The 12,801-nt window shown below is 66.4% G+C and carries 10 protein-coding genes; 7 read left to right on the top strand and 3 right to left on the bottom strand.

Annotated elements, in window-relative coordinates:
• Positions 1 to 80: 80 nt before the first annotated feature.
• Positions 81 to 971, bottom strand: coding sequence for a LysR substrate-binding domain-containing protein (locus JY500_RS05155; protein WP_206255293.1), 891 nt, complete (start codon positions 969 to 971; stop codon positions 81 to 83).
• Positions 972 to 1,189: 218 nt separating this feature from the next.
• Between JY500_RS05155 and JY500_RS05150 the strand changes: the two genes are divergently transcribed.
• From JY500_RS05150 to JY500_RS05125, 6 genes are all read left to right on the top strand, one after another.
• On the top strand, positions 1,190 to 2,371 hold the full coding sequence (locus JY500_RS05150) for an acyl-CoA dehydrogenase (RefSeq protein WP_206255291.1): 1,182 nt from the start codon (positions 1,190 to 1,192) through the stop codon (positions 2,369 to 2,371).
• Positions 2,372 to 2,381: 10 nt separating this feature from the next.
• Positions 2,382 to 3,596, top strand: coding sequence for a CaiB/BaiF CoA transferase family protein (locus JY500_RS05145; RefSeq protein WP_206255289.1), 1,215 nt, complete (start codon positions 2,382 to 2,384; stop codon positions 3,594 to 3,596).
• Positions 3,597 to 3,738: 142 nt separating this feature from the next.
• Positions 3,739 to 4,551, top strand: coding sequence for a class I SAM-dependent methyltransferase (locus JY500_RS05140; RefSeq protein WP_206255287.1), 813 nt, complete (start codon positions 3,739 to 3,741; stop codon positions 4,549 to 4,551).
• Positions 4,552 to 4,877: 326 nt separating this feature from the next.
• Positions 4,878 to 5,201: a hypothetical protein gene (locus tag JY500_RS05135; protein ID WP_206255285.1), complete on the top strand. Its 324-nt coding sequence runs from the start codon at positions 4,878 to 4,880 to the stop codon at positions 5,199 to 5,201.
• 97 nt (positions 5,202 to 5,298) lie between these two features.
• Positions 5,299 to 5,640 carry a YciI family protein gene (locus JY500_RS05130; protein ID WP_206255283.1) on the top strand — a complete coding sequence of 114 codons (342 nt, stop codon included), beginning with the start codon at positions 5,299 to 5,301 and terminating at the stop codon, positions 5,638 to 5,640.
• Between the two features lie 509 nt (positions 5,641 to 6,149).
• Complete coding sequence (locus JY500_RS05125) at positions 6,150 to 8,120, top strand: acid phosphatase (protein ID WP_206255281.1); 1,971 nt, start codon at positions 6,150 to 6,152, stop codon at positions 8,118 to 8,120.
• A gap of 271 nt (positions 8,121 to 8,391) precedes the next feature.
• Here the strand turns inward: JY500_RS05125 and JY500_RS05120 are convergent, their stop codons facing one another.
• Positions 8,392 to 9,264 (bottom strand): LysR family transcriptional regulator, encoded by an 873-nt coding sequence (locus JY500_RS05120; RefSeq protein ID WP_206255279.1) that lies wholly within the window; start codon positions 9,262 to 9,264, stop codon positions 8,392 to 8,394.
• A 112-nt stretch (positions 9,265 to 9,376) separates the two neighbouring features.
• On the opposite strand from JY500_RS05120, the gene JY500_RS05115 reads away from it, so the two are divergent.
• Positions 9,377 to 10,813 carry a glycoside hydrolase family 1 protein gene (locus JY500_RS05115; protein ID WP_206255277.1) on the top strand — a complete coding sequence of 479 codons (1,437 nt, stop codon included), beginning with the start codon at positions 9,377 to 9,379 and terminating at the stop codon, positions 10,811 to 10,813.
• Between the two features lie 20 nt (positions 10,814 to 10,833).
• Here JY500_RS05115 and JY500_RS05110 read toward each other — a convergent pair whose 3' ends face one another.
• Complete coding sequence (locus JY500_RS05110) at positions 10,834 to 12,681, bottom strand: ABC transporter ATP-binding protein (protein WP_206255275.1); 1,848 nt, start codon at positions 12,679 to 12,681, stop codon at positions 10,834 to 10,836.
• Positions 12,682 to 12,801 lie beyond the last annotated feature (120 nt).

Here is a 12,801-nt window from a genome sequence, read left to right as displayed (position 1 = left end):
GCTACGGGAGGGAAGGAACCGTCAAATCAGCATACCAGCGCCAGCACGCACGGCTTCTGGCATTCGACTCGTAGCCCAATTCATGCCTCGCCGGTTTCATACAACAGCCACGCTCTGAAAGCTCGCATCACGGGCGTATCGCCACGCCCCTCCGGCCACACCAGCCAATACGCCCGCCCTTCGTCGAGCACGGCTTCACTTGCGCGCACAAGGCGCCCGCTCGCGAGTTCCTCGGCGATCAGCAGGGGCGGGATCAGCGCGACGCCGGCACCGCCGGCTGCCGCCTCGGCGAGCATCGAGAACAGTTCGTAGCGCGGGCCGGCGAGGTCGCCCTCGACGGTGAGGCCCTGCGCCGCGAACCACTGCCGCCAGGCGTAGGGCCGGGTGCTCTGCTGCAGGCGTGGCAGGCGCGCGAGCTCGCTGGCCGGCAGCGGCGCCGAGCCCCCCAGCAGGGCCGGGCTGGCCACCGGCACCGACACCTCGCCCAGCAGCCGCTGCGCGTGCGTGCCCGGCCAGGGCGCGAGCGCCGCAGTGATCGCCGCATCCAAGCCCGACTCGTCGAACAGGAAGGCTTGGGTGCGGACCGAGAGGTTCACCGTGATGTCCGGGTGCTGCTCGTGAAAGCGCGAGAGCCGCGGCACCAGCCAGCGGGTCGCGAAGGTCGGCACCACGCCCACCTCCAGCGTGCCGCCCTGCCCGCGCCCGGCCATCAGTTCCAGCGTGTCGCGCTCGACCGCATCGAGCCGGCTTGCGACCTGCCGCCGGTAACGCTCGCCCGCTTCGGTCAGCAGCACGCCGCGCCGGGTGCGGCGGAACAGTTCGACACCGAGGAATTCCTCCAGCCCGGCGATCTGCCGGCAGATCGCGCTTTGCGTCAGCGCCAGCTCTTCGCCCGCCTTGGTGAAGGAGCGGTGTCGGGCCGCGGCCTCAAAGGCGACCAAGGCAGCGGTGGAGGGGATCTTGCGGCGCATCGGCGGCTCCGGAGTGCATCGAACTCAATCAGCAGCCCGCATTCTGCGCCCAGCAGCCACAACAAGTGCGCATTTTGCACACCGTCATGCAGGAAAAGCGTTTGCGCCCCGCATGCGCCGGCGGCACGATGCGGGCTACCACAGGCTGCTGACGATGCGCGTTCCGGGGGGACTGTGCACCGCTCGCGCCCGCAGCCCCGACACTAAAGGAGAGAGACATGGCCGGCACCGCCACCTTCAGCTGGGACGACCCGCTGCACCTGCGCGCGCAACTCACCGAAGACGAGCGCATGGTCTGCGACGCCGCAAACGCCTATGCGCAGGAGCGCCTGCTGCCACGCGTGACCGAGAGCTTCCGCCATGAGCGCACCGACGCGGCGATCTTCCGCGAGATGGGCGAACTGGGCCTGGTCGGTGCGACGATCCCGGCCGAGTACGGTGGCGCCGGGCTGGGCTATGTCGCCTACGGCCTCATCGCGCGCGAAATCGAGCGCGTGGATTCTGGCTACCGCTCGATGATGAGCGTGCAGAGCTCGCTGGTGATGCTGCCGATCTACGAATTCGGCAACGAGGCCACCCGGCGCAAGTACCTGCCCAAACTTGCCAGCGGTGAGTGGATCGGCTGCTTCGGGCTGACCGAACCCAACCACGGCTCCGACCCCGGCAGCATGGTGACCCGCGCACGCAAGGTCGAGGGCGGCTACAGCCTCTCGGGCAGCAAGATGTGGATCACGAATTCGCCGATCGCCGATGTGTTCGTGGTGTGGGCAAAGGACGACGAAGGCAAGATCCGCGGCTTCGTGCTGGAGAAGGGCTGGAAGGGTCTCAGCGCGCCGGCGATCCACGGCAAGGTCGGCCTGCGCACCTCGATCACCGGCGAGATCGTGATGGACGAGGTTTTCGTGCCGGAGGAGAACGCCTTCCCCGCGGTACGCGGCCTCAAGGGCCCCTTCACCTGCCTGAACTCGGCGCGCTACGGCATTGCCTGGGGCGCGCTGGGTGCGGCGGAAGACTGCTTCGCCCGCGCCCGCAGCTACGTGCTCGAACGCAAGCAGTTCGACCGCCCGCTCGCTGCGAACCAGCTGATCCAGAAGAAGCTCGCCGACATGCTCACCGAAATCAGCCTCGGCCTGCAGGGCTGCCTGCAGCTCGGGCGCATGAAGGAGGGCGGCACCGCCTGCGTCGAGCTGACCTCGATCATGAAGCGCAACTCCTGCGGCAAGGCGCTGGACATCGCGCGGCTGGCGCGCGACATGATGGGCGGCAACGGCATCAGCGACGAATTCGGCGTCGCCCGCCACCTCGTAAACCTTGAAGTCGTGAACACCTACGAGGGCACGCACGACATCCATGCGCTGATCCTTGGCCGGGCAATCACGGGCATTCAGGCATTTTGTTAAGGACGACACGATGAGCACCGAAGGCGCCCTCTCCCACCTGCGGGTACTGGATCTATCGCGCGTGCTCGCCGGCCCCTGGGCCACGCAGCTGCTGGGCGACCTCGGCGCCGAGATCATCAAAGTCGAGCGCCCCGGCTCGGGTGACGACACCCGCGCCTGGGGCCCGCCCTGGGTCAAGGATGAGGCGGGCGAAGACACCGACGTCGCCGCCTACTACCTCTGCACCAACCGCAACAAGCGTTCGGTCACCATCGACTTCACCCAGCCCGAGGGCCAGGCGCTGGTGCGCGAACTGGCGATGAAGAGCGATGTGCTGGTCGAGAACTTCAAGCTCGGCGGGCTGGCGCAGTACGGGCTGGACTACGCCACGCTGTCGGCGCTCAACCCGCGCCTGATCTACTGCTCGATCACCGGCTTCGGGCAGGACGGCCCCTACGCCGAGCGCGCCGGCTACGACTTCCTGATCCAGGGCATGGGCGGGCTGATGAGCATCACCGGCCAACCGGACGGCCCGCCCACGAAGGTCGGCGTCGCCCTCACCGATGTGCTGACCGGGCTCTACGCCAGCAATGCGATTCTCGCGGCAGTGGCGTGGCGCGAGCAAAGCGGCAAAGGGCAGCACATCGACCTCGCCCTGCTCGACGTGCAAGTCGCCTGCCTCGCGAACCAGGCGATGAACTGGCTCGCCAGCGGCAAGGCACCGCGCCGCATGGGCAATGCGCACCCGAACATCGTGCCCTACGACGCCTTCCCCACTGCCGACGGCCACATGATCCTCGCCATTGGCAATGACGGGCAGTTCGCACGCTTCTGCAAGGAAGCCGGCACCGACTGGGCGCAGGACGAACGCTTCGCGACCAACGCCGCCCGGGTGAAGCACCGCGACACCCTGATCCCCGCGATGCATGAGGTCACCCGCACGCGCAGCACCGCCGACTGGGTGGCCGCGCTCGAATCCGCCGCCGTGCCCTGCGGCCCGATCAACGACATCGGCCAGGTCTTCGCAGACCCGCAGGTGCAGCACCGCGGCATGCGCATCGACCTGCCCCACCCGGCCGCCGGCCATGTACCGCTGGTCGCGAACCCGATCCATCTGTCTGAAACGCCCACCACCTACCGCAATTCCCCGCCAATGCTGGGCGCAGATACCCGGGGCGTACTGGCAGACGTGCTCGGCAAGCAGCCAGGCGAACTGGACCAGCTTGCCGCTAAAGGCGCGATCTAGTCCCGCGCCGGCCGGGGCTCGCACACCCGCCGGCACAGGCGTATCGTCGTCGATGCCCAGCGACGTGGCGCAATCCGAGAATGCCTGACCCACGCGGTACTGGACCGGCAGGATTGCCGCTCACGACCTCCAGGGAGGGCTCATGGCAGAGATCGACAAAGTGTTCGCGGGATCCATCCCGGCGTTCTACGACACCCTGATGGTCCCAATGATCTTCGAGGCCTACGCAGCGGCCACAGCAGCGCTCGTCGCAGCAACCTCGCCGCGCACTGTCCTCGAAACCGCGGCCGGCAGCGGCGTCGTCACGCGGGCGCTCGCGCCGCAGCTCGACGCCGACACGTGCTACGTGGTGAGCGACCTGAATCGCCCGATGCTGGACTTTGCCGCCGCGCGCCAGGGGCCCGACGCGCGGATCGGATGGCGGCAGGTGGACGCCCTCGATCTGCCTTTCGACGACGCCACGTTCGACGTGGTGTGCTGCCAGTTCGGCGCGATGTTCTTTCCTGATCGGGTCGCCGGCTACGCCGAGGCCCGCCGCGTGCTGAAGCCAGGCGGCCGCTTTGTCTTCTGCGTGTGGGACCGCATCGAAGAAAACGCCTTTGCCGACGAAGTCACCCAGGCGGTCGCCGCGGTGTTTCCGCACGACCCACCGCGATTCCTCGCCCGCACCCCGCACGGTTATCACGACGTCGCACGGATTCGTGACGATCTGCGCCGCGCCGGCTTCGCCGACATCAAGATCGAAACGCGCGAAGAGGTCAGCCGCGCGGCCTCTGCCCACGACGCCGCCACCGCATACTGCCAGGGCACGCCGCTGCGCAACGAAATCGAAACCCGCGACGCCAGCCTGCTTCAATACGCGACCGACCGTGCCGCAGCCGCGATCGCCAACCGGCATGGCAACGGACCGGTGGCAGGCAAGATCCAGGCGCATGTGATTGTGGCCGCCGGATAGCCGTACCGACCGCCACCGACGGCGGGTATTCGCTGTGAAGGGCCCTCAGCGCTCCACGCCGAAGGCTTGCACCTGACGAGCGATGCCTGCCGGCCAAATGCTTGATCGGCGCCGGCGCGTCGCCCCCTCCGCGAGCGCGCACCCAAACGTTCTTGAGCCGCTTGCCGTGATCCGATGAGCCACTTCGCCTGCGGCCTCGATCGATCGCAGCCAATCGGATAGCTGACGTGGACGGATCGGACCCGCAACAGGCGACCCCCAGACATCCCGCCGGGCGCTAGGATGGAGTTATTCACTGCACGCCCAATCGGTCGAAGCGCTATTCGATGCCGCGTCACCACCATCACGTCTACGTCATCGAACTCTCGCGGCGAGTGCTCGCCGAGCCGCGCTTTCTAAGAGCAAATCCCCATTACCTTGGCGATAAACCTTGCGTTTATGTCGGCATGACGGGCCAGTCACCGGACATACGCTTTGACAAACACAAGGCAGGGTTGAAAGCGAACCGGTTTGTGAAGGAGTACGGCTTACGCCTGATGCCGGAGCTCTACGAATGCTTCAACCCGATGCCGTACGAGGCGGCAAGGGAGATGGAAGTGGAGCTGGCGATCGGACTACGCGAGGACGGGTACGCGGTATGGCAAGCATGAGTATCCGATCTGCGTGTCACGGTGTCGGCCTGGCTGCAAGCCAAAAATGGAATCGGCGGGCTGCCGTGCCCGCTCGTCGTTAGGAAGGAGCAACGCCATGCCCCGTTACTTGATCTCGTTTGACGACGGCTCGATGGACCACATTCCCGAGGCGCACTTGCCCGCTGTAAGCGAGGCCGCGCACGCGGTACTCCGCGAAGCGAAGTCCGCCGGCGTCTGGATTTTCGGAGGTGGCCTCCAACGCCAGCAGTCGAGCATCGTGAATGCCGATGGAAGCATCACCAACGGGCCCGTGCCGGAGACCAAAGCGGTCCTCGGCGGTTTCTCGATCATCGAGGTGCCCTCGCGCGCCGATGCGCTCGCGTGGGCGGCAAAGATCGCCCAAGCGTGTCGGTGCGCCCAAGAAGTCCGAGAAATCATGTTTGATCCAGAGTCCTGATCGGCGGGTGGGTATGCGCCGCGATCGGGGCTTGATCAGCGACTGACTCGCTTGCGGCATCCGCTGACTGCGACGAGTCCCGTGTCTGCCGCGTCGGGGGACAGTTCGATCCAGCACCGGCGTCTAGTCATCGCAAGTGGCGCCGCGGTCTGATTGACAAGCACCGCCGCGCCGTCGCGTTAGGCAGGCGTCATGCGGCTGCGATGTGCCGGAATCTTCCACCCCTTTCCCTCCTGGCACGGCCCCTCGAACACGACTCGGCGAGTCGCCCGGCTTTGGCACGTGCTTCGTCGTGTTTGCCACAACGTTAGCAAGGTCCGCCAACTGCGTGGCCAGCCACACTGAGACACGGAACCCGCGCCGAAAGCCGACCAAACGCCCCCCACTCACCCAGTTCGTAGGGCATTCCCAGACCAAGGCCACTGCGAAAGCCCGACCCTAAATACTTTCGTAACCCCGTCAAACTAAAGTGCGCGCTCCACAATATTCGTTACTGCCGGAGCAGCTGCATGCAGACCCCAACCCCTTTCCGTACAGCCGCGCTAATCGCCGCCATCGTTTCAGCCCTGAGCCTCGTCGCTTGCGGCGGCAACGACAGCGTTGACACGACTGCAACCACACCAGCCACACCATCAGCGCCAGCCGCGCCGACCGGTCTTGGCAAGGAAGACACCGCCCCCGTCGCAAGCAACGTAGCGGCTTACGTTGACAACGGCGCAACCAACGTGCGCGGCGATGCCTGCCATGCCACGGTCGACACCAACGCTGGCGTCCGGGTGGTGTCTGGCTTCCTGAATATCTGGACGCCGCGAAGCCTGCTCGTCGACGCAGGCCAGACGGCGCCAGCCAGCGGCGCCTGCGCGGCAATCACGGCGTCCGACTGGAGCGGCATCCCCGGCAGCGCGACCGACGGCGTGGTGAAGAACGCCACGGTGCACGCCGCCAACATCGCCTACGTCGAAGCCGCGACCGCCAGCCGCACGGCCGACCAAGAACTCGCCGCCTATCTGGACGACCGTCGCGCCAAGGGTTACAGCGTCTCTGACGGCATGGGCCCCTTGACCAACGCCTGGCGCACCGGCGCCCAGCAAACAACGACGATCACCAGCATCGCGGCCGATGCGAGCACCGTGAAATACGACGACAGCGGCAATAACCTGGGCGTCGGAAGCGCCAGCAACACGAATCTTGGCCTTGCCGTGGACTTCATCGCCGCCATGAGCGGTGACGGCTCCACCGAGCCCGCGAAGCGCTTCTTCAAGTACGGCCGTCCGTGGCGCTGGAGCAGCAAGGTCGTGGTCGCGCCGTCGCTGGTGCCGGCAAAAGGCACAACGCCGGCGACCGACGGCGGCTTCATCAGCGGCCACACGGCCGAAGGCTGGCGCGACGCGCTGGCGATGGCCTACCTAGTGCCGGAGCGCTATCAGGAAATGCTGACCCGCGCGATGGAACTGGGCGAGAACCGCATCCTCGCCGGCATGCACTCGCCGCTGGATGTCATCGGTGGCCGCATTCAGGGTACCGCCGTGGTGGCCTACAACCTCAACAAGGCGGCCAACGCCAGCCTTAAAACCACCGCGGTCACGCAGGCGCACAACTGGCTGCAGACGCAGGCCGGCGTGAACTCGGCAGCAGACCTCAATACCTATGCGCATGCGGCAACGACCAGCAGCGACCGTTTCGCGGACTACACAACCAACAAGGCCAATTTCACCAAGCGCCTGACCTACGGCTTCCCCCAGATCGCCAGCGCGAACGCAGCCGCAGTCGTGCCCAAGGGGGCCGAAGTGCTGCTTGAAACCCGCCTGCCTTACCTCAGCGCCGAGCAGCGCCGCGTCGTGCTGATGACCACGGCGATCGCATCGGGCTACCCGGTCATGGATGACGCAGAGGGCTGGGGACGCCTGAACCTGTTCGCGGCGGCCGACGGTTACGGCGCCTTCAATGGCGATGTCACCGTGACGATGGATGCCAGCCAGGGCGGCTTCAACGCGGCCGACAGCTGGAAGAACAACATCAGCGGCGCAGGTCTGCTGACTAAGAAGGGTTCGGGCACACTGACCCTGGGCGGCGCAAACACCTGGACAGGCGGCAGCGTCGTTTCCGCCGGCACGCTGACCGGCGTATCCACCACCGCGTTCGGCAAGGGCGATGTCTATGTCAGTGGCGGCACCGTCAAGATCGCCGCGCCCAGCACCTTGACCATCGCAGGCAAGTACTCGCAACTGGCCAACGGTAACCTCGAACTGGCACTGGGCAACGGGTCGCGGGGACGGCTCGCGGTCAACGGCGCGATGACGCTCGTCGGCGGCGCGCTGAACATCAGCTTCGCCAATGGCTACCAACCTGCGTTGGGTGACACGATCAACCTCATCACCGCAGGCAGCGTCGCCGGCAAATTCAGCAGCGTCAGCATGCCGGGCTACAAGGTCACGCCGATCTACACCGCTACCTCGGTGCAACTGCGCATCGACGGCTAAGCGGCTTGCCCCCTGCCGCGCGGGGGCGTTGGTGCTTCGAGCGGCATTTCTTTGCCAGTTCATCTCAAAGCCAAAATCATCGGCACCGAAGGCGCCGGGCCAACGGCGCGCCCCCTGAGCGTTTCCCGGCGATTGCTGGCCCGGCACGCTGGCGCCCCTCTCCAGCTGTTGATCGCCCTAGGGCGAACGGGCCGGGTGGCGGATTCTCGCCGCCACCTCATCGGCGGTGCGCGGCCGATGAGGTGGAAGGGCAAGGGCCAAGTCGGCACGCTCAGCGAACACTGTCGCAAAGACGCTCCGCAACCTGCCAGAAGACCTTAACAAAGGGCCCCGGCTCGCCCGGAGGCCGCATCAGACCGACTTGCCAGCCAGCCTCGGCGGCAGAGAGCGGCTCGGCCCGCACCAACCGCTGATCAATCGCAGTCGACGAGGGCACGATGGCCCACGCCACGCCTGATGCCGCGAGAGCAACCGCTGAGGCAAAGTCCGACACGGTCTGCAGCTCACTCACTCGGACGCCGGCACCGGCGAAGTAGCTCATCAGGTGGTCGTAGAAGGCTGGTGCGCCGGCGCGCGCGACGGTGGCGAGTGGATGCCGCGCGAAGTCGGCGAGCGTGCCACCCACACCCCAGGCTTGCGGCACGACGGCGACGAAGCACGCCTCGGCCATCGGCAGCACCGGCCAGCCTGACGGTGCGGGCAGGCGACAGAAGCCAAGGTCGAGCCGGCCGGACTGCAGCAGCTGGATCTGGTGGTGGGTAGAGAGGTCGAGCAACTCGATCCGCACATCGGGCCGCAGTTCGCGGAAGCGTGCGATTGCGCGCGGCACGATGTCCTTGCTGGCGACACCGAAACCGATCCGCAGCACGCCAGCCACCCCCGCCACCACGTCGCGCGCCTTGCGATCGAGGGTGCCGGCATCGTCTAGCAGGCGCTCGGCGTCCGCGAGCAACGCCTCGCCGAGCGGCGTCAGCCGCGTCGCCGCCGCGCTGCGCTCAAAGAGCGCGCCGCCCCAGGCGTCCTCCAACCGCCGGATCTGCTTGGACAGCGCAGACTGGGTGAGGTGCAGGCGCGTCGCGGCCTGGCCGAAGTGCAGCAGTTCTGCCAGGGTAACGAAAGCACGCAGGTCTCTCAGATCCATCATTCCCCGAAGGAATCGTTAGACAGAACATTCATCATTGGCAGGAATTCTGCGCGCGAACCACACTGTTTGTCAGATAGCCCGCGAAAACGGGCCGCCCGCCCGGAGACCAACCATGCAGCACCGCGAACGTAAACCCTTCCCCGCCGACTTCCTGTGGGGTGCCGCCTCAGCCGCCTACCAGGTGGAGGGCGCGTGGGACGCCGACGGAAAAGGGCCATCGGTGTGGGACATCTTCACCCGCGAACCCGGCCGCACCTTCCAAGGCAGCAACGGCGAGGTGGCGGTCGACCACTATCACCGCTTCGAGGAAGACGTGGCGCTGATGGCCGAGATGGGGCTCAAGGCCTACCGCTTCTCGGTGAGCTGGCCGCGCATATTCCCGACCGGGCGCGGCGCGCCGAACGAGGCCGGGCTGGCCTTCTACGAGCGCCTGATCGATGCGCTGCGTGCGCACGGCATCGAGCCGGTGCTGACGCTCTACCACTGGGATCTGCCGCAGGCACTGCAGGACGAGTACGGCGGCTGGGAGAGCCGGCGCATCATCGCGGACTTCGAGCACTACTGCGTCACGCTGTTCCAGCGCTTCGGCGGCAAGGTGAAGTGGTGGGTCTCGCTCAACGAGCAGAACTACAACCTCACCAACGCCTACCAGCTCGGCACGCACCCGCCCGCGGTGCAGGACCGCAAGCGCTTCTTCGCCGCCAACCACGTCGCCTTCCTCGCCAACGCTACAGTCATCGCCGCCTTTCGCCGCCACGTGCCGGACGGCCACATCGGGCCGAGCTTCGCCTACTCGCCAGCCTACCCCGCGAGCTGCGACCCGGCCGAGCTGCTGGCCTTCGAGAACGCCGAAGAATTCACCAACCACTGGTGGCTGGGCACCTACTGCTTCGGGCGCTACCCGCGAGGCACGCTCGCCTGGCTCCGCGAAACCGGCGAGGCGCCAGAGATCATGCCCGGCGACGAGGCCATCCTGCGCGCCGGCACGCCGGACTTCGTCGGAATCAACTACTACCAGACGCTGACCTACACGACCAACGCGCTCGACGGCGTGACGATGCAGCGCATCAACACCACCGGCGAGAAAGGCACCACACCCAGCAGCGGCGTGCCCGGCCTCTACCGCACCCTGCCCAACCCGCGCGTCGAGACCACCAACTGGGACTGGGCCATCGACCCCGTTGGCCTGCGCATCGGCCTGCGCAGGTTATCAAGCCGCTACGCGCTGCCGATCCTGATCACCGAAAACGGCCTCGGCGAATTCGACACGCTGACCGAAGACGAGCGCGTGCACGACGACTACCGCATCGATTACCTGCGCCGCCATATCGAGGCTTGCCGCGATGGGATCAGCGACGGCGTGCAGCTGCTCGGCTACTGCGCCTGGTCCTTCACCGACATCCTCAGCTGGCTCAACGGCTACCAGAAGCGCTACGGCTTCGTGTACGTCGACCGCGACGAACACGACCCGCGCGATCTGCGCCGGGTGCGCAAGGACAGCTTCTACTGGTATCGGCGAGTGATCGCGAGCGGTGGGGTAGACCTCTGACGCGGCCGTAAGGTCCCGCGTCAGGCAAGCGCCGCTTCGTCCGCTTCCTCGCCCAGAAAACCTCCGCTCTGGTGCGCCCATAGCCGCGCATAGAGGCCGTTCTGCGCCAGCAGGCTTCGGTGGTCGCCTTCTTCGACGATGCGGCCGCGGTCGAGCACGACGAGGCGGTCCATTGCTGCGATGGTGGACAGGCGGTGCGCGATCGCGACCACTGTCTTGCCTTCCATCAGCGCATAGAGGCTGCTCTGGATCGCGGCCTCGACTTCGGAATCCAGCGCGCTGGTGGCTTCGTCGAGCAGCAGGATCGGCGCGTCCTTGAGCATCACGCGTGCGATTGCGATGCGCTGGCGCTGCCCGCCCGAGAGCTTCACGCCGCGTTCGCCGACATGGGCGTCATAGGCCTGGCGCCCCTTCGGGTCGGTCAGCGTCTGGATGAAATCGTGTGCTTCAGCGCGCTTGGCGGCGGCGATCATCTCGGCATCCGACGCATCGGGTCTGCCGTAGAGGATGTTGTCGCGCACCGAGCGGTGCAGGAGCGAGGTGTCTTGCGTGACCATGCCGACCTGAGCGCGCAGGCTGTCCTGAGTGACCCGCGAGACGTCCTGCCCGTCGATCAGCACGCGCCCTTGCGGTACATCATAGAAGCGCAGCAGCAGGTTCACGATGGTCGACTTGCCTGCACCGGAACGCCCGACGAGGCCGATCTTCTCGCCCGGCCGAATCGTCAGCGAAAGGTGTTCGATCACGTTTCGTTCGCCGCCGTAGGCAAAGCAGACATCCTCAAAGCGGATCTCGCCGCGGGTCACGACAAGCGGTTTGGCGTCCGCCCGATCGACGATCGCGTGCGGGCGTGCGAGCGTGTTGATGCCGTCCTGCACCGTGCCGATGTGTTCGAACAGCGAGGCCATTTCCCACATGATCCAGTGCGAGATGCCGTTGAGCCGCAGCGCCATCGCTGTCGCAGCGGCCACTGCACCGACACCCGCGAGATCGCGGCTCCACAGCCAGAGCGTCGCCCCGGTGGTTGCTACGATCAGCAGCATCGACAAGGTGTGATTGACGATCTCGAAGCCGCTGACCAGGCGCATCTGCGCATGCGCCGTCTGCATGAAGTCCTGCATCGCGGCGCGCGCAAAGCCGGCTTCGCGCCGTGCGTGCGAAAACAGCTTCACGGTTGCGATGTTGGTGTAGGCATCAGTGATGCGCCCCGTCATCAGCGAACGGGCATCCGCCTGGGCCTGCCCGACCTTGCCAAGGCGTGGCACGAAGAACCATAGCGTGGCCACATACAGCACCAGCCAGCCGAGAAACGGCAGCAGCAGGATCAGATGCAGATTGCCCACTACGGCCACCATCGTGACGAAATAGATCACGACGAAGACCAGGATATCGGTGACCACCAGCACGGTATCGCGCACCGCCAGCGCGGTCTGCATCACCTTGGTCGCGATGCGCCCAGCGAACTCGTCCTGGTAGAAGCTCATGCTCTGCCCGAGCATCAGCCGGTGGAAGCTCCAGCGCAGACGCATCGGGAAATTCCCCGCCAGCGCCTGGTGCTTGATCATCGTCTGCAGTGCGATCACCAGCGGGCTCGCCAGCAGGATCAGCGCGAGCAGCATCAGGTGGCGCCCCTCCACTTCCCACAGTCGCGCGCGGTCGACATGTGCCAGCCAGTCGACGATGCGCCCGAGCATGCTGAACAGCAGCGCCTCGAATGCACCGATAGCCGCGGTCAGCAAGGTCATGCCGAGAATGAAACGGCGCAGGCCGACCGTGCCTGCCCACAGGAATCCGAAGAAGCGTGCCGGCGGCGTGGCCGGCGGCGTATCGGGGTAGGGATGAACGAGTCGTTCGAAGAAGCTGAACACGCTGAAAGTCTCCGCAGCCTGCACGGCAGGCGCTCGCGCAGGGCAACCCAAGCGTAGCCGAATTACGCCGCGCAGCGCGAAGTGCTGCCGCGCAAACGCTGCAGCCTGAGGCTATGCTGT

This window comes from Niveibacterium microcysteis, assembly GCF_017161445.1.
GTDB lineage: Bacteria > Pseudomonadota > Gammaproteobacteria > Burkholderiales > Rhodocyclaceae > Niveibacterium > Niveibacterium microcysteis.
The sequence above is the reverse complement of the archived record's forward strand: the minus strand, read 5'-3'. Positions and strand labels throughout refer to the sequence as shown.